This is a genomic window from Methanosphaera cuniculi (genome assembly GCF_003149675.1).
Classification (GTDB): Archaea; Methanobacteriota; Methanobacteria; order Methanobacteriales; family Methanobacteriaceae; genus Methanosphaera; species Methanosphaera cuniculi.
Genome location: NZ_LWMS01000047.1, coordinates 14,854 through 34,467 on the forward strand (window position 1 = coordinate 14,854; position 19,614 = coordinate 34,467).

Sequence of the window (19,614 nt, forward strand, 5' to 3'; positions counted from 1 at the left end):
AAATCAAAATAAGTGGAGGGAAATATAATATGGGAGTAAAATTTAAAGATATAACACATCCTGAAAAAATAGAAATGAAAAACTTGGATAATAATGTTCTAACAGTTGATGCATCAAATCTCATCTACAAATTTCTAACAACAATGAGACAAGGCGATGGAACACCACTACGAGATTTAAATGGAAACATAACATCACATCTAAATGGAATACTTTTCCAAACTGCAACACTAATTGAACAAAACATCAAACCAATATATGTCTTTGATGGAAAAGCACCAGAACTTAAACAAAAAACACAACAAGAACGAATAGAAGTAAAAAAAGAATCAGAACAAAAATATCAAGAAGCACTAGAACTAGGTGATGAGGCAAAAGCACGAAAATATGCAGCAAGAACAGCACATTTAAATCGTGAAATAATAGAATCATCTAAAAAGCTCTTAACACTCATGGGAATACCATATGTCCAATCAAAAACAGAAGGAGAAGCACAAGCATCATACATGGCAAATCAAGGTGATGCATGGGCAGTAGTATCACAAGATTATGATTGTCTACTATTTGGAGCACCAAGAATACTACGTAACTTCAAATTAACTAAAACTAATACAGACATACAATTATTACAATTACAAAAAACACTAGATGAATTAAATCTAACACGAAATCAACTTGTAGATATTGCAATACTTGTAGGAACAGATTTTAATGATGGAATATATGGAGTAGGAGCTAAAACTGCAATAAAACTAATGCACAAATATGGTTCACTTGAATCTATTGTTAAAAATAAGAATTATGATCTTGATTGTGATGTTGATGAGATACGTGAAATATTCCTTAATCCTGATGTAGTACGTAATTACGATATAGAATTTAGAAAACCACAAAAAGATAAATTAATTGACTTTTTATGTGGAGAACATGACTTTGATGAAATACGTACACAAAGTGCTATTAAAAAACTACAACATAAAGCAGCACAAACAAGTCTTGAAAACTGGTTTTAAATAATAAAACTAGTAATTATACCCCTTTTTTTATCAGTCACTTTTTTTTAATTAATATAATACTTCTTTTAATGCTCTCTTTTTTTTTATAAGATAACTTTTTTTTTATAAAAATAATTTAATAAGGGAGGTGAATATTTTTTTTATATAGAATATAGATTTTATGTTCCTACATCCCAGCTGTTCATGTATTTTTCTTGTTCTTCTGTTAAATTATCTATTTTAACACCCATTGTTTTAAGTTTGAGTCTTGCTATTTTTTCATCTGTTGAATCACGTGTTTTATATACACCTGGTTTCATATCTTCAGTTAGTAATCTTTTAGCTGATAGTGCTTGCATTGCAAAACTAAGATCCATAATTTCAGCTGGATGTCCTTGACCGTATTGTCCTGCAAGATTTACTAGACGTCCTCCTGCAAGTAGGTATACGATTCTTCCATCTTTCATTGTGAATGCTTCTATATCTGGTTTTATGTTTTCACGTGCAATTGCTTGTTTTGCTAGGTCATCTTCATTTATTTCTACATTGAAGTGTCCACTATTTGCAAGGAGACATCCATCTTTTATGTATTTGAAGTCATCACCTGATATAATATCACGGTTTCCTGTTGCTGTTATTACAAGATCTGCTTCTTTTAGTGCATTTTGTACTGGCATTACACGGTATCCATCCATTTTTGCTTCAAGTGCTCGGATTGGATCTACTTCTGTTACTATAACATTAGCACCTAGTCCTTCTCCACGCATTGCAATTCCTCGTCCACACCATCCGTATCCACATACAACTACAGTTTGTCCAGCAATTACTGTGTTTGTTGTTCCCATGATGGAGTCAAATGTTGATTGTCCTGTTCCATATCTGTTATCAAATAAGTATTTCATGTATGAGTCATTCACTGCCATTACAGGGATTTTTAATTCTCCATCTTTAAACATTGATTTGAGTCTGTGAATTCCCGTGGTTGTTTCTTCACATGCTCCTCTTAGTTTTTCAAGTAGTTCTGGTCTTTCTTTATGTATTAAAAATATTAAGTCTGCTCCATCATCTATTACTATGTCTGGTTCATAGTCTAATACTTTGTTTAGTTGTTCGTAGTATTCTTCATTTGTTTCACCAGTCCATCCATACATGTTTAGTCCTAGTTTTGCTCCTGCTGCTGTTGCATCATCTTGTGTTGAAAGAGGGTTACATCCAGTCATTACAACTTCTGCTCCTCCTGCTTGGAGTGTTAATCCTAAGTTGATTGTTTTAGGTTCTAGGTGTAAACATGATCCGATTGTAATTCCTTCAAATGGTTTGGTTTCCATGAATTCTTTTTTGATTGTTTCAAGTACAGGCATGTGTCTTTGTACCCATTTTATTTTCTTTTCACCTTCAGGTGCTAGGTTAATATCTTTAATATCATATGTCATAATTATAGCCTCGATTGGTAATTAATTTGTTTTTTGAATTATAATACTTACTTTATAATCCTTTTTATTTATTTTTTATATTAATATAGAGGTTTTGATAAAAAAAATTAAAATTTAAAATAAATGTAATTTAAAAAAAAAATAAAAGTGGGAGTATAGATGGGGGGGAGATTATATTTTTTTTTCTTAGTTTTGTTTTATTAGAGTTCTTTTTTCTGTTTTGATGAGTTTATTTGTTGTGTTTATATTTTTTATTTGTTTTGTTTCTGATTTTTTTATAGTTAGTGTTTCATTTATTGTTATATTTGAATAGTTTTTGTTACTAAATACAAAAGTTATAGTATATTTTTTATTTGAGAAATTTTCTGGAATTGTATATTTTAGTGTTATTACTCCATTTTTAACACTTAAATATTTTGGATTTCCTTTTTCATCTTTTATTGTTACTCCATTTATTTTATATACTGCTCGTCCTGAGTTAATTGTTGTATCTGATAGGGTTGTTGTAATAGTTATTGTTTCATTATTTCTTGCTGCTGGTATAGGAGTTATTTTTGCTGTTATGTTTATATCTACATCTGTTGTATTTATGCGTCCATCAACGTATCTGCCTGTTCCACTAAAGGTACATGTTATTATTGGATTTTTCCATGAAGATGGTATTTTATATGTGATTGATGCTTTTCCATTTATGAGTTTTGCATATAATACATTTCCTTTTTCATCTTTTAGTGTTACTCCATTTGTTTTAAATGCTACTTTTCCTCCAGTTATATTATTTTTATTTATATCTGTTATTGTAACATTTAATTGAATTTCATCACCTATATATCCATGTATTGGATCAATTTGCATTATTATGTCTTTTGTTGGTATTTGAATATCTTTTTGTTGTACTATTTTATAGTCAACTGTTGTAAATACTGTTGTGAAGTTTAACTGTTTTTTGTTATATTTAAGATCATAAGCAAGTTTTATACTCTTATTTGAATTTATATTATATATAATTATATTTCCTTGTTTATCTTTTAATGTTACTCCATTTGCCTTAAATATAAGTTTTCCAGGTGTTTGTGTTGTTATGTTTGCTTCGATAATTAATTGATCATCTGTTGGATTTATATATGTTGTTATTGTAGGAGTTGTTTTTGTATATACTTTAACTGGTGCTGCTGTTGATGAGTCATATAAATCTATCCATTCTTCATCACCAAATTTTATAAATGATTGATTTTCTTTATTTGATGATTTATATACTGGATTTTGAATCCATGCACCTGATGGAGTTTTACTTGTTGTTTTAATAACTACTGTAAATATGTCATCTTTTATTACTGGAATATAATTATTAAGTTTTATTGTTTTAAATCCATCATAATTAAGATTTCCATTTTGTGTCATTTTAAGTACATTATTTACATATATTTCTATTGTGTAGTTTGTACCTTTTTCTGAATATATTCCAACTGCTGAAATTGTCTCATTACGTTTTGCTGTGTAAACATTTTTATATGCTTTTTTTGAATCTTCTTTCATGCTATCTACATAAATAACAGTATCATATTGATATATATTTTCATATTTCTTAGTATCATCAAGTATTACTGTATATGCAAATGCATGATCTGAAAAAGTTTTATCATAGAATGATATGTATTGATATCCATTATCTCCTATATCAGTTCCCCAACTATTTTTTAAGATAAAAGCACCATCACCTGGTGGATTTACAATGTTTCCATTTTCATCTTTTGCTTTAAAGTTATATCTACTATAATTATCATCCCATCCAATAAGAGTAATTGCATGATCTTCATCTTCTACTATATTATATAAGTTAAGTGGATCTTTACCTGCAAATATTAATGATGATGCTCCACCAATGTTCATGATTAATTTTTTTATTTGATTAATATCATCTGCAAAAACAATATCTTGAATATGAATTGTTGAATTTAAAGTTGGTGAAATTAAACTATCACTTACATATGGATCTTCTGTATCATTAATAGGACCAAACCATCCAAGAAGATATCCCATTGAAACAAAGGAACTATCACCTTGATTAGGTTCTTTAAAAGGATTTCCCATAAATGAATACTTGTTCATAATATTTTTCATATTATTTTCTGAAAAATCATATGTTATATTATATTTTTTAAGTATTGCAGATTCAACTACTGCAATTGCTGAAAATGACCAACAATTTCCATCTGAACCTTGGTCTTTAACTGATGTTACTTGGTTAAAATCACGTAGATCATACTTACTTGGAAGTGAACTATTAGAAGTGTTAATGGTAGTATTTGTATTATCTTGTGGTGTTATTGTAGTGTTTTGTTTTGTTTCATTTATTCGTACATTTATTTTATTAATTAGTGTTTTTGTTTTATATAAATTATCTCCTGGGTATATAATTGTTAAATTATGTGTACTTAGAGCATATTTTGGATCTATTTTATATGTGAGATTTAATATTCCATTTTTTATTTTACCTTCATAAATTATGGTATTATCAAATTTTACTGTTGTATTTGCTGTTGTATCGTTGTTAATAAATATGTTAATATTTATATTCTCACCAAGATTACAGGTTATATTATTTACATATATTCCTAAGTCTGCTTTTTGTGTTATGTTTATTTTTTCATGATCTAGTTTAATTATACAATCATTAATATTTCCATTATAATAGTTTGTAATTGTATCTTTTATTTTCATTGTTTTTTGTGCAAAGTTTCCTGTATTTGTTATAAAGTTAACTTCACATTCTGCCATTACTTCTTGGGGATTTTCTTTTTGAAGTTTTATGGTTATTTGTTGTGTGTTATTTGTTAGTGTTTTATTGCTAATTTTTAGTGTTATCCAGTTTTTTGGAAGAATGTTATTTGTAAGTATTTTAAAGTTTGGATTGTTTGATCCCCACCAATTATTGTTTATATCATAGTTTCGATTATATATTGAATAAAACATATTTGTTAGATTATCTGAAAATAGTGTGTTATATGTTAGATTAATATAATCTGATGAGTATATTACTGATCCACTTGTTGCATTGTTATTTTTAAAGATTGAGGAGTGTATTTGTGCAAATGAGCTATTATCATTATATGTAATGTATAATGCTCCTCCATTTGTTGCTTTATTATCTGTGAATGTTGAATTTAATATATTTACATCTGCTTGTCTTAAATTTATTGCTCCTCCTTCATATTTAGCAGTATTTTGTTTGAATATTGAATTTTTTATATTAAGTTCACCTGATAGAAATACTATTGCACCTCCACTAGAGGTTGCATTATTTCTTGAGAATGTTGAGTTTATAATATTACACCCTGAATCTTGGATAAATAATACTCCACCATTTTTTGCTTTATTATCAGTAAATTCACTATTTTTAAAGTTAACTTCTGATAAGATTATATTAATACAGCCATCTTCTTTTATAGAGTTATTATAAAATTTTGTTGAAGTTATATCAATCTTAGAATAACTAATAACCATTATATTCTGATCATCAAAATAATTGTATCTAAATGTGTTATTTTCAATTATTAAATATGAACTTTTTGAAAAAATACCTCTTGAAAAATCAACTCCACGATTATTTTCAAAGACTGAGTTGTTTAAAATGAAATTACTGCTGTTTCGTACAACAATTAAAGATGATAAATTTTGAGCAAAGTTACCTTTAAAAATTGTATTGTTTATTAAAATATTTGAATATGATAAATCTAGAATTGTTGCTAATTCTGTCATTTTTGACATATCTTCAATTTCTAGTGTATTTTCTGTAAATGTTAAATTATCTAATTTTAAATTATTATTATGTGCAAAAATTAGACAATCAGTTTTTGAATTTCTGAATTCAATATTTGAAATAGTAATATTATTTCCTTCATCTTTAAATTTAAGAAAACCTGTTTCATTTCCTCCATTAAAGATAATTTTCTTATTTTCTTCACCTTTAAGTGTGAATGTAATATTATTTTCTGCTGTTGTAACATTAAGTGGTGTTTTAAAGTAGTATGTGTCCTCATTTGTATTTGTTATAAAATAGATTACTGAATTATTATATATGTTAGTTAGTGCTTTTTCTATTGTTGTTGGAGTTGTTCTATCTAGTCCATCATTATTAGTATTTCCTTTAGATGAAACATATATGTAGTTATTTTCTGATTTTTTCTGAATATTTGTATTATTTTTTGAAATTTTTTTATTTTCCTTAGTTTGTGTTTCAACTTTATTTTCTTTTATAATTTTTTCTATATTATTACTAGTTATATTTTCACTTAAATCTTGGCTTACTATGTCATTAGTAGGTGTTTGGGTAGTATTTTCATCTACTGCTGATATAGCTGTTGCACCAAAAAGTAAGATTAATATAAATGTAATAAATAAAAAATAAATCTTAGAATTATTCATTTTTTTTAACCTTTTAACCTTTTAACCTTTAAATTAAAAAATTAGTTTTTAAATTTTAATTAAACTAGTTAATTTACTTTATATAAGTGATTGTTATATAAATTTATCTAGTAAGCAATAAGATTAGTTTAACAAGAAAATAAGTTAGATAAAATTAGTTTTAATATTAATTTATTATTAAATAGTATGAAAAAAATAGTTTGAGTTTTAAGTAATATAAAAAAAGGAGAAAGAAAGGGGGATTTAAATCCCTAGTTAATCCTTTTTTTGAAGTTTTAAGTTTTCTTTTTTGGTTTTTTATATCTAAGTATTTAAATTTTTGAGGTATGTAAATTTTTTTTTTTACTTAGATTTATTCTTTAAGATCTAACTGTATGATACAGATTCTTCAGCTTCAACTTCTGCTGAATGATCAGGTTTTACTTTGTTCATTGCTTCTTCGAATGCTTCAAGGTTAATTTCTTCTGCATCAATGTCTTTTCTTAAAGTTAGCATTACTGCTTCACGACATACAGCTTCAATGTCTGCTCCTACAAATCCTTCGGTTTGTTCTGCGAGTTGTTTTATATCAACATCGTCTGCGAGTGGCATTTTTTGTGTATGTACTTTGAAGATTGCTTCACGTGAGGTTTCATCAGGTAATGGTACTTCTACGTGTCTGTCAAATCTTCCTGGACGTAGTAATGCCGGGTCGATTATGTCTTTTCTGTTTGTTGCTGCTATGATTGATACATCGTGTAGTTCTTCCATTCCATCCATTTCTGTTAAGAGTTGGTTTACTACTCTTTGTGTTACTCCGCTATCTAGTCCTGATCCTCTTTCTGATGCGATTGAGTCAATTTCATCAAAGAAGATTACTGTTGGTGATGCTTGTTTTGCTTTTTTGAATACTTCACGTACTCCTTTTTCTGAGTCTCCTACCCATTTAGATAGTAGTTCTGGTCCTTTTACTGATATGAAGTTTGCATTAGATTCATTTGCTACTGCTTTTGCAAGTAATGTTTTTCCTGTACCTGGGATACCTGTTAGTAGTACACCTTTTGGTGGTGTAATTCCGAATTTTTCGAATTTTTCAGGATTTTTTAAAGGCCATTCTACTGCTTCTTGTAGTTCTTGTTTTGCAAGATCTAGTCCTCCTACATCATCCCATGTTATGTTTGGTACTTGTACCATTACTTCACGTAGTGCTGATGGTTGAATGTCTTTGAGTGCTGCTTTGAAGTCGTTTTTATCTAGTACCATTTTTTCAAGTACTTCTTCTGGAACTTCTTCGTCTGTTTTTATTTCTGGTAGTACACGTCTTAGTACATGCATTGCTGCTTCTTTACATAGTGCTTCAAGGTCTGCTCCTACAAATCCGTTTGTTACTTCTGTTAATTCATCAAGATTTACGTCATCTGATAGTGGCATGTTTCTTGTGTGGATTTCTAGGATTTCTTTTCTTTCTTGTGCATCCGGTACTCCGATTTCTATTTCACGGTCGAATCTTCCAGGTCTTCTTAATGCTTCATCGATTGCATCAGGTCTGTTGGTTGCTCCTATTACTACTACTTCTCCACGACTTTTAAGTCCATCCATGAGTGTTAGAAGTTGTGCTACGATTCTACGTTCTACATCTCCATTTACATCTTCACGTTTTGGTGCGATTGCATCTAGTTCATCAATAAATACGATTGAAGGGCTGTTTTCTTCTGCTTCTTCGAATAGTTCACGTAGTTGTTCTTCTGATCCTCCTACGTATTTACTCATGATTTCAGGTCCATTAATTACAATAAAGTGTGCATTAGCTTCATTTGCTACTGCTTTTGCAAGTAATGTTTTTCCTGTACCTGGTGGTCCGCTAAGTAATACTCCTTTAGGTGCAGATATTCCTAGTTGTTTGAAGAGTTCTGGTCTTTTCATTGGCATTTCTACCATTTCTCTGACCTTTTTAACTTCGTTTGTTAATCCACCGATGTCTTCATATGATACATCTATTAGGTTTTCTACTCCTTCGAATTTACTTGGATCTACTGGTTTTGTTTCCATTTCAATGTCTGTTGCGTTTGTAATTCTTACAGGACCTAATGGTTTTGTATTTACTACTGCGAGTTTTATTTCACCTAATGATGTTTCTGATGCCATCATTTGACTAAAGAGGTCATCAAACATTGATGGTGGTCTTTGTTGACGTCTTACTCCTGTTACAATGATATCTCCTTTGTTTACAACTCTGTCTACAAAGATGCTACTAAGATTCCCTTGGATTGCTATTTCTTGATCTACTGGTGCGAGTTTTACTTTTTTAGCGTCTTTGATTACTGCTGGTCTTACTGTTACTTCTTCACCTATAGATGTTCCTGCATTTTTACGGATATAGCTATCGATTCTTATGATTCCGAGACTTATATCAGATTGTGATGCTATTACAGTAGCTGTTGTTATTTTTTCTCCTTCAATTTCAATTATATCTCCATCTCTTAATCCGAGATCGGACATACATTGTGGGTCAATTCTTGCTACAGATCTTCCTATGTCTGATTGGGAGAAGGCTTCGGCTACTTTTAGTTTTAGTTCTTTATTATTATCCATCCTTATCTCTCCGTGTTTTGATTATATTTTTTTTGTATTTTTTTTAAATATTTGATTTCTACTAATAAGGGTTTTCATTTGTGTTGAAAAGTTATTAGTTTTTAAAAAATAAATTTTTAATTTTATTTTTTTTGTAAATAATAGTTTGTCATGTGTTTTTATTTATAGTTTTTTATAAAATGTAAATTTTATTGATTTTTATTAAAGTTTATATTATTATAATTATTATAAATTATTACATGTTTTATTTTAGTTACTTTTTGTAATTATAACTTATATTATAAGTAGTATATATACTTTTCGGTTAACTATATATATAATTAGTTAGTTTATAGTCAAATAAAAATAACAGTATTAAAAAATTAAGTAAAATTTAATAAATCTATGCAATAAAAACAAAAAATAATAAAAAAAGAAAATTAACAAAAAATATATATAGTAATAAAACTAACAAACAGTTTTATAAAAATGAAATATTAAAATTAATCTAAAAAAAATATAAAAAAGAGTATGGATAATTATCTGATTATTCCACCAATACCAAGCATATAATCCTCAACAACTTCTTTATCAGATTTATTAAATACAGAATATGTAAAAGTATAACTCATGAACCCATCTTTAATCTGTTTTCCAGCATAAACATCTTTTAATTCTACACTTATTATTGGCTCAATTTTAGAAAACATATCAAGTAATACTTCCTCATTACAACTCACAGGTAATATGACTGATATATCATAATTATGTATAGGAAGATTATCTACTTTCCACTGATAAATTTCATCATCAGACATTATTGTAACATTTGAAATTTTAAGTGTAATGGTATTATTTTTAAGATCTAATATTGTAACATTATCAGAATTAACATTAATTACCTTACCTATATGAACATTACCAGAATATTGATGTTGAAGTCCAATTTCAGATCCAATAGAATTTTTTATATGTTTAAAATCATCTGTTAGTATACTTATTGCTTTATCAGATCGACCAAGAGCTTCTTCATACTCATCTAAGTAACGTGCTGATGAACTCATATTTTTAACAAATTCTTCTTCTTCATCATTATTTATAAGATCAGATAAGTATTGCATTTGTTTAATTAACTCACCACGAGCATATTGTGTTTTTGGATTTGACTTTTGTATTGAATAGTATAAATAAGGATTCTGGGATACTATACGACTTATCATATCAAGCATAAGACTATATACTGGACTTGCAAATTCACGTGATTTTTTAACACTAATTTGTAGTTGTTGTATTGTTGATGCTATACTAATATATGAAAAATGTGTAAGTCCTTGTACTACACTCATTGTTTTATCATGTTCTTGAGGTGTACTTACAACTATCTTTGCACCTTTTTTATTAAGATAATGAAATACCTTTTCATACCATAAATCACACCGCTTATCTATAGGTGTAAGTATTACAACTTGTCCATCTAGTGATGTGATTCTAGGACCAAACATAGGATGTGTTGGTAGTATATTAACATTACTTGGTGCATATTTAGTAAGTGTTTCTGCTGTTTCTGTTTTTACTGATGTTACATCAACAAGAAGTGATCCTTCCTGTGCATGTGGTGCTACTTGTTTTATTGTATCTACCATATACTCAATAGGTACACTAAAAATTGTTATATCTGCGTTTTTAACAGCTTCAATGTTATCATCTGTATAATTTACATTAAGTTTATTTGCTACTTTTTCTCCAGAATCTTTATTACGACTTGTAATGGTTATGTTGAAGTTATCTTTTTTTAGTTCTTGGGCTATCCATTTTCCAAGTCCTCTAGTTCCTCCAATAATACTTATTTTTATATTTTCATTACAAGTCATAATATATCTTTTTCTCCTATTTTGTTGTTCTAGTATTTATTATATTTTTTTTAATTTTTATAATACTTTATCTTTTTTATATTTCTATTTTTGATGCTTTGCGTTTTCCATAATATTCATTTATTACTTTTAGCACTTCTCTAACTTTTGGATTTTCTAGTAGTTCTATAAATGCTTTTAGTTCATTTTCATTTTTTAGATATATTCCTCTTTTTTTAACTGGTTGTCCATTTACTGATGGGTTTAGTTCTACAAATACATTTTGGTTGTTTTTTTGTTCTGGTGTTTTAACAAGAAAAACTCCTTCTACGTTTGTTTGTATTCTTTCCCATGGTATTGCTTCTTCTACTGTTTGTATTAGTATTTTTTTCTGTTCTTGATTCATAATGTTTTTAAGTTTTTTTCACCACAATTAATTTTTGTGTGTATTTAGTAGTTTTGTATGTTTTACTATAAAAAAGTATTACTTTTAGTATATATTTTTATTACTTATTTATACATATAATAAAAAATATAATATAGTATAACAATTAAAAAAAAGGGAAAAAATAATAAAAAAAGGAGTAAAACACCACCATGCAAATAAAAAAACAAGACAAAAAACAAGGACTAATAGAAGTAATACCAGAATCACTTGATGATCTATGGCACCTATCACACATAATACAACCAGGAGACTACATAACAACACTAACAACAAGACGAATACAAGATAACAACTCAGGAAAAACAAGATCAGATCGAGGAGTTAAAAAAACATTCTATCTTTCAATACGTGTTGAAAAAATAAGCTTCCACAAATACACAGGAATGCTAAGATTAACTGGGATAATAGAATCAGGACCTGAAGATCTAATACCACTTGGATCATACCATACAATAAATGTACAAATAAATCACCCAATACAAATAAGAAAAACATGGAACAAATGGGCACTAGACCGATTAAATGAAGCAATAGAAGCATCAAAAAGAGCACCTGAAATAATAGTAGCAATAGAAGATAATATAACAGAACTTGGAATAATAAAACAATACGGAATAGACTACATAGGACCAATAATAGGAGACATATCAGGAAAAAGAAACATACAAAAAAATCGAAAAGAAAAAATCGATGAATACTACCAGCAAATAACAGACACAATACTAAAACATAACAACCTAAATAAACTAATTATAATAGGACCAGGATTTACAAAAAATGGATACTACGAATATCTAACTGATCACTACCCAGAAATAGCAAAAAAATCAATACTAGAAAGCACAGGAGCAGGAGGACATGCAGGAATACAAGAAGTACTAAAAAATGGACTAATCGAATCACTCTCAAAAGATGCAAAAATAGCAAAAGAAACAACACAAGTAAATAAACTACTTGAAGAAATAGGAAAATCATCACAACAAGTAACATATGCCACAAAAAACACACAAAATGCAGCAAATATGGGAGCAATAGAACAACTACTTGTAGTAGATAATATGGTACGAAACCCTGAAATACAACAAATCATGAATACAACCGAAAACATGGGCGGACATGTAATGATAATAAGTAGTGAACATGATGCAGGAAAACAACTAGAAGCACTAGGATCAATAGCAGCCTTCCTAAGATATCCAATATAAACTTAAAAAAATAAATTACTCGTAGTATAAAAAAAGAATAAAAAAGAAGAATAACACTATAATACTAAATCAACAAGAATTATATTATTTTAAAACTTTTCTATTTATTTTTTTGCCTGTATTAAACAAATAAACCATTTTTGCCATTAGTTCCAGATTATATCCAATATTAATCCCCTATTTTTTTTAGTTATCTTCTTTTATGTGTTTTTTAACAAAATTAACAAGATGTGCTGATGAATTAAGAATCTCATTAGAATACTTATATGTTGCTTTTTTCATTTCATCTTTATTTTCTAATGCTTTATTTACATTTTCTGAAATATCATCTATATGACTTTCAATTACAGCACCATCAAATACCTTGGAAAGTCCATGATATCGTCCATATTTAACACCAATTACAACAACAACAGGTAAGTTACATGCAATTGTTTCATGAAGTGTAAGTCCATCATCTGTAATAATAGCAAGATCAATTAAGTCATAAAGATCTTTAATATAATTAATATATCCAAGATTAATAATATTTGGATGATCTAAAATATCATTAATTCCATCATGAAGTGGTGCACCTATAACAAATATGTTAACATCATCATTTTCTTCAGCATACTTACGTGCTGCTTTTGCCATATCATCAAATAATGTAGAACCTGATGCAAATAATACACTTTTATGATCTGGATTAAATTTCTCTGGAAGCTTATCTAAGATTTTTTCTTTATTACCTGTTATAATATCATTTTTTATAGGTGAATACTGATGTTGTACCTCATATTTTGATGAAAGACTTTTATTTGTAAATGATGGTGATTCAGGAAGTAGAAGTGTTGGATTAAGTTTTAATGATATTTTTGTATCTGTTGGTGTTGCAACTACTCCAACTGATGGTACTCCTGCAAGTTTTGCTGATAAACATCCAATAACAGCTCCTCCTCCAATAACTCCTATTACTCCATCAGCTTTTTCTTTTTTAATTAATTTTCTTCCATCAAGTACTGCTTTAACAGTTTTTAATCCTGCTTTCATGAGTCTAGATTTTGATGCAGCATGTCCACCTGCTGCTGGTATTGGAGATTTTAACCATTCAATATTTCTTTTTTTAAAGTAATATCCAGGTGCACTTGGATCTAGAACTACTTTTGATGAAATATTTTCATCTTTTAAAGTTTTAGAGATATTATATGCAGTTACTGCATCTCCTCCTATACCTCTTCCTGTTACAAAAATTAATAATTTCATTATATAATACCTTCCTTATCATAAAAAAATAAAGTTTTTCCCTTTTTTATATTGTTCTATTATATCTTTTTAGTTAATATTACATATTAAACTAATTACTATTAACTTTTTTAATAAAATAGGTATATCTATACTACATTCAGGTTTTTTTTATTATAAATTTAAATCATTAAAAAAAAACAAAAAATATATATAGTGTCTATATTATATTTATTTTTATTCAAATATTTATGTAATATAAAAAAAATTTATTAAAAAAATTTTTCGGAGATATCTAAAATGTATGAAGTAATACTAGAAAGAGAAGATTGTACAATGTGTGGAAACTGTGTGGAAGTTGATGATACCAAATTTGCATTTGACAGTGATGATAGGGCAACAATCATTGGATCTGAACGTGATGATGATGTGGATGAATTAGAAACTGATGAACCAGAAATCTATGAAGAAGCTGCAGATGTATGTACAGGTGAATGTATAGAAGTTTATGATGATGAAGGAAACCCTGTATAGGAACATTTTTTTCTATATGCTTTCATGAAATTTGAAATATGAAAAAAAAAATATTTTATATTAGAAAAAGTCTAAAGTTTGAGGTTTTATATTTTTTATTATCCTCATCTTAATTCTTTTTTATAAAAAAATAGATAATTTTGAATTTCTTATTTTATAGAAGAATTAAATATTACATGAATATAAGAATTAAGTGAAAAGAAATATATTTCTCTTTTTTTTAACTCATTTTTTTTTAAAACTAAAAATTACAATCCCTTTTTTTTAAATATTAAAAAACTAGATTTTTACAATAATTTTATGAACTATAAATATAATAATTATTTTTTTTTATATAGAATTAGATTTTTCCTATAAAAAAAATATTAAAAAAAGGGGGAGGGGATGTTTTTTTTAATTGAAAGCTTTTTTTTTAAATACTCTTATTATGATTTATTTTATAAATCCTTCTTCATCATATCCTAGGGATGTTTTCTTTGTTAATGAAGCTTTTTTAGCTTTCTTTGATTTTCTAACAGGATTATATAGTAATCTTCTTGCACCTAATTTTATTAGTATTTCATTTTCAACATGGTAATGTTCATTACGATTAAATACAAGTGTACGTATAAGATCTCCAAGACCTCCTCCTGTAAGTACATCCATTACATAATCTCCAAATGTTGGATTTTGGATGTTTAAATAGTTTTCCAGGTAATACTTAAGTGTTTCTTCACGTAATTTAGCAATAAGAATTGCTGTTATCATAAATAAGATAAGCATTACTAAGAATTCTACTGGATAGAAAGCTGCTGGTGCTACTATTTTTGTAAATGCTGCTGATACTAATGCAAGACATATACCCAGTGCTACTCCAAATGAGTGATTTCCAATTTCTCCCATCATAATATATCCTGAATAATCTTGTGATACATATCCAAGAGTAATTAATAATAGTAATACTGGAATATAATATGAAGCTGAACCCATGAATATGAGTGCTACAGCAGATAAGAGTGACATTACAATTACACTTATACATGCACTTCCAGGTTGCATATCTGCAATATTAAGAATTTGTACCATTAATGCTACAAGAATTGCAACCGGACCCATGATAAAGTAACCATAGATCATAACAATTAGAATACCAATTCCACGGAAGAATTGACCTACTTCTATGTATGATCCTAGACGTTTTCGTCCAATTATATCATCTATGAACGCTGTAATACCAATAATAGCTATAAGATAATTATAAGGAGCTGGGAAAAACAGTAACATAACTATAAATGGTGCTATACCTACTGCTTTTGGAATTCCACCCCTAATATCTTCAAATAAATTTCCTTTAATCTTAATGAATGCTACTGTAAATAGTATTGTTAAAATTAAAGTGAGAATAAAAGCAACTATCCACATTAGATAGATTTCCATATTTATTCACCTTTTTTATTAATTTGTTATTACTTATGTTAATAGATATTATATTATAAAATATAAATTATTTTTCCATATATTGAGATTAAAGTTTTTATTTTTTCCTATTTTTTTTTTTATTCATAACGACTAAAGTATTCAGCAAGTTTTTCAATAACATCGCTTGTTGGATGTATTTCAATGAAGTTTTCAAAATCATTTACTGTTTGTTTATCTTTTGTTGCTTTAACCATGTATGATATTGCAACATTTGATGATGGACTAATTGATAGTATGTTTGATATTAACTTATCATTATCTACTACTTCTTTTGTAAATCCAACTTTACCTGATAAAGTATACCAGAAACTACCAGGACCAGGTGCACCAGGTGTACGTGCCTGTTTTCCAATATTTGATACATCATAACCTAAAAGGTAACTTACATCATATCCTAAAGATATAGTCATTGGTACCATACTATAATCAGGTACTACATCTTCACCTAACATGTTACGAACAGCAGTAATAGCTTCCATACGTGATACTGGTGTTGATTGTATTCCGCCAATTACATCACCTGCTGCATAGATGTTTTCATCTGATGTTTTAAGATGTTTATCTACTTCTATTGCTTTATTAATATTAATATCTACAATTCCATCTAGAATCTCTGAATTTGGTATAACACCAGTTGCATTAAAAACCTTACCTTTTATTTCACCAGTATTTGTAATAACTGATGTAGGTGTTATCTCTAGTATTTCTACATTTTCGTGTACTATTGTATTTTTAAGAAGATTGCTTGTAATATATTCCTCAGCTTCTGTATCATCTAGCATTTTAAGAAACTGGCTACGGCATAATATGTTTACATTACTTCCAAATGATGAGAAAATATGAGCATATTCAGCAGCAGTACTTCCACCACCAATAATAATGAGATCCTCTGGAACTTCTTTAAATTTTAAAATATCTTTATATGTAAAAGCATTTTCAATACCTTTAATATCAGGTATGAAAGGGGATGAACCTGTACAAACAAGAAGTTTATCATATTCATATTCATCATCATCATTTACAATAACACGCATATTTTCAGCATCAACTACAGCTGTTCCATGTACATATTCAACACCACATGATGTAGTTTCTTTTTCAGATATTTTACGAATCTTTTTCTGAGTTTCTCTAATTTTTTCACATATCTTAGGATAATCAATTTTTACATCAGATTGTATTATTCCAAGATCATTCATATTTTGACTATCATCAATATGTCGTGCAACCTCATTTAATGCACATACTACCATACATGCCTGATTAAGACATTTACCTGCAATATGATTTTTTTCAATAAGTGTTACATCCATTCCATGTTCTGCACCATACATTGATGCAAAACGACCTGCAGGTCCTGCACCAATAATTACTAATTTTGTCATATTTAATTCAATTCCTTTTATAATTTTTATTTAAGTGGTTTTTCATTATATTAAAAAAAATAAAATTAATTTTTTTTTATACTATTTATTAGATTTAGTATTACCTAACCTAAATATATAACAGTTAGTATTTATGAATAAAAAAAAAGTTTAAATTATAAAAAAAAGGGAGGGAGAGGATTAAAAAAAAGGGAGAAAAAAAATATTTAATGATTATTACTATATTTTATGATATTATCAAGTTGTTTTAATGAAGCACCACTTTCAATTAATTCACGTGATAAATCCACACCCTCAGCTAGTGTATCAACTTTATTTGCAGCATAAAGTATACATGCTGAATTCATTAATGCAAGATCCATACGTGCCTTATCAGCTTTAGTTTCAACTACATTATTTAGAATATTATATATGATTTTAAGATGTTCATCTTGTGTATCTGGTGCAACTATATCATTTGCATCTGAGTATTCTAAGTTGAAATCTTCAGGTGTAATATATCTAACACTTATATTTCCATCATTAATGAAAGCTACTTTGGTTTTTCCAATATTTGATACTTCATCCATTGCAGGATTACCTTCTTTATCAAAACCATGTACTATCATTCCACGTTTTACTCCAAGATTTACTGCAACTTCTGCTATTGTTTCAACAAGTTCTGGATCATAAAGTCCTGTTACACGTGCTGTTATTTTACTAGGACATGAAATAGGTCCTAGAAGATTAAATATTGTACGTATTTTAAGTTCACGTCTTAGCATCATAACATTTTTTGTTGCTTCATGATATACAGGAGCAAAGATAAATGCAAAGTTACAATTTTCTATACTATTTTCAACTTCCTCAGGTGTTAATTCAATATTTACACCTAATGCTTCTAGTGCATCTGCTCCTCCAAATTTACTACTTACACTACGATTTCCATGTTTTGATATTTTAGCTCCACCTGCTGATGCTATGATTGATGCTACTGTACTTACATTAAATGTTTTAAATAAATCTCCACCTGTTCCACAACTTTCAACAAGATATTCATCTTCTGGTTCATAGTCAATTTGTGTTGCATGATCTTTCATACTTTGAGTAAATCCTGTTATTTCATCAATTGTTTCTTTTTTCATTCTAAGTGCTGTTAGAAATGATGAAACAATACTATCAGGATATTTACCTTCAATAAGATCATTCATACATGTATATGCTTCATTATATGTTAAGTTTTTCTGATTATCAATTATATCATCTAATACTTCACTAATCATTGTATTTCCCTCCTTCTTTTTTTTAAGTTTAATTATAATTTTATAATTTAGTTGCTTGTTTCATTTCATCTACAAAGTCTATGATTTCAGAATACATCTTATCTTTATTATCAAGATTTTCTTCAATGATATTAATAAGTGCACTTCCAACTATTGCACCATCTGCTCCTGAGTTTATTACTTCTTTTACATGTTCTGGTTTTGAAATTCCAAATCCTACACATAATGGAAGATCAGTATGTGCTCGTACACGTTCAATAAGATCTGTTGTGTCTGTTTCAACTTCACTTCTAGCACCTGTTGTTCCCATAACTGATGCAACATAGATGTATCCACTTACAATATCTGTAATATGTTCTAGTCTTTCATTATTTGTTGCTTGTGATACTATGAATATTTGTTGAATTCCATGTTTATTAGCTGCTTTTATAACATCATCTGCTTCTTCTGGTGGTAAATCAGCAATAAGTATTCCATTAACACCAATTTCTGCAAGTTTTTCATAGAATGCATCTATACCATATTTATAGACAATATTATAGTAAAGTAGTAGTCCAAATGGTTTTTCTGTATATTCACGTAGTTCTTTAAGGAGTTTGAATGATTTTTCAAGATTCATTCCACTTTTAAATGCTCTTATATCAGCATTTTGTACACTTGGTCCATCAGCTACAGGATCTGAGAATGGAAAACCAATTTCTAGTGCGTCAGCTCCATTATCAACAAGAAGTTTTGCAATTTCAAGTGATGTTTCATAGTCAGGATCTCCTGTTACTATAAATGGTATGAATGCTCGTTCATTGTTTTTATGTGTTTGGGTAAATAGTTCTTCAAATGTTTGCATC

Annotated in this window: 13 protein-coding genes; 3 read left to right on the forward strand and 10 right to left on the reverse strand. The window is 28.2% G+C overall.

Annotation, left to right across the window (positions count from 1 at the left end; genetic code table 11):
* The first annotated feature begins 29 nt into the window (after positions 1-29).
* The gene (gene fen, locus MSCUN_RS07705; RefSeq protein WP_095608970.1) at positions 30-1,013 is read left to right on the forward strand and encodes a flap endonuclease-1; all 984 of its coding nucleotides are present in this window, start codon (positions 30-32) and stop codon (positions 1,011-1,013) included.
* A gap of 161 nt (positions 1,014-1,174) precedes the next feature.
* On the opposite strand, the gene ahcY is transcribed toward fen, so the two are convergent.
* From ahcY to MSCUN_RS07730, 5 genes are all read right to left on the reverse strand, one after another.
* Positions 1,175-2,428: an adenosylhomocysteinase gene (gene ahcY / locus MSCUN_RS07710; RefSeq protein WP_095608971.1), complete on the reverse strand. Its 1,254-nt coding sequence runs from the start codon at positions 2,426-2,428 to the stop codon at positions 1,175-1,177.
* A 186-nt stretch (positions 2,429-2,614) separates the two neighbouring features.
* Positions 2,615-6,853, reverse strand: coding sequence for a lectin like domain-containing protein (locus MSCUN_RS07715; protein ID WP_095608972.1), 4,239 nt, complete (start codon positions 6,851-6,853; stop codon positions 2,615-2,617).
* 366 nt (positions 6,854-7,219) lie between these two features.
* Entirely contained in the window at positions 7,220-9,424 is a 2,205-nt protein-coding gene (locus tag MSCUN_RS07720) for a CDC48 family AAA ATPase (protein WP_095608973.1), read from the reverse strand.
* A 518-nt stretch (positions 9,425-9,942) separates the two neighbouring features.
* Complete coding sequence (locus MSCUN_RS07725) at positions 9,943-11,274, reverse strand: prephenate dehydrogenase (RefSeq protein ID WP_095608974.1); 1,332 nt, start codon at positions 11,272-11,274, stop codon at positions 9,943-9,945.
* Between the two features lie 76 nt (positions 11,275-11,350).
* Positions 11,351-11,659 (reverse strand): hypothetical protein, encoded by a 309-nt coding sequence (locus MSCUN_RS07730; protein ID WP_095608975.1) that lies wholly within the window; start codon positions 11,657-11,659, stop codon positions 11,351-11,353.
* 191 nt (positions 11,660-11,850) lie between these two features.
* Between MSCUN_RS07730 and MSCUN_RS07735 the strand changes: the two genes are divergently transcribed.
* Entirely contained in the window at positions 11,851-12,906 is a 1,056-nt protein-coding gene (locus MSCUN_RS07735; RefSeq protein WP_095608976.1) for an mRNA surveillance protein pelota, read from the forward strand.
* Between the two features lie 186 nt (positions 12,907-13,092).
* Here MSCUN_RS07735 and MSCUN_RS07740 read toward each other — a convergent pair whose 3' ends face one another.
* Positions 13,093-14,151 carry a glycosyltransferase gene (locus tag MSCUN_RS07740; RefSeq protein WP_095608977.1) on the reverse strand — a complete coding sequence of 353 codons (1,059 nt, stop codon included), beginning with the start codon at positions 14,149-14,151 and terminating at the stop codon, positions 13,093-13,095.
* A gap of 279 nt (positions 14,152-14,430) precedes the next feature.
* Here MSCUN_RS07740 and MSCUN_RS07745 point away from each other — a divergent pair, with 279 nt between their 5' ends.
* On the forward strand, positions 14,431-14,664 hold the full coding sequence (locus tag MSCUN_RS07745) for a ferredoxin (RefSeq protein WP_095608978.1): 234 nt from the start codon (positions 14,431-14,433) through the stop codon (positions 14,662-14,664).
* 432 nt (positions 14,665-15,096) lie between these two features.
* Here the strand turns inward: MSCUN_RS07745 and MSCUN_RS07750 are convergent, their stop codons facing one another.
* From MSCUN_RS07750 to trpA, 4 genes are all read right to left on the reverse strand, one after another.
* Positions 15,097-16,080 (reverse strand): cell wall biosynthesis protein, encoded by a 984-nt coding sequence (locus MSCUN_RS07750; protein ID WP_095608979.1) that lies wholly within the window; start codon positions 16,078-16,080, stop codon positions 15,097-15,099.
* A 119-nt stretch (positions 16,081-16,199) separates the two neighbouring features.
* Positions 16,200-17,507 carry an FAD-dependent oxidoreductase gene (locus MSCUN_RS07755; protein ID WP_095608980.1) on the reverse strand — a complete coding sequence of 436 codons (1,308 nt, stop codon included), beginning with the start codon at positions 17,505-17,507 and terminating at the stop codon, positions 16,200-16,202.
* Between the two features lie 206 nt (positions 17,508-17,713).
* Entirely contained in the window at positions 17,714-18,769 is a 1,056-nt protein-coding gene (gene trpD, locus MSCUN_RS07760) for an anthranilate phosphoribosyltransferase (protein ID WP_095608981.1), read from the reverse strand.
* Positions 18,770-18,809: 40 nt separating this feature from the next.
* Positions 18,810-19,613, reverse strand: coding sequence for a tryptophan synthase subunit alpha (gene trpA, locus MSCUN_RS07765; protein ID WP_095608982.1), 804 nt, complete (start codon positions 19,611-19,613; stop codon positions 18,810-18,812).
* Between the last annotated feature and the right edge of the window lies 1 nt (position 19,614).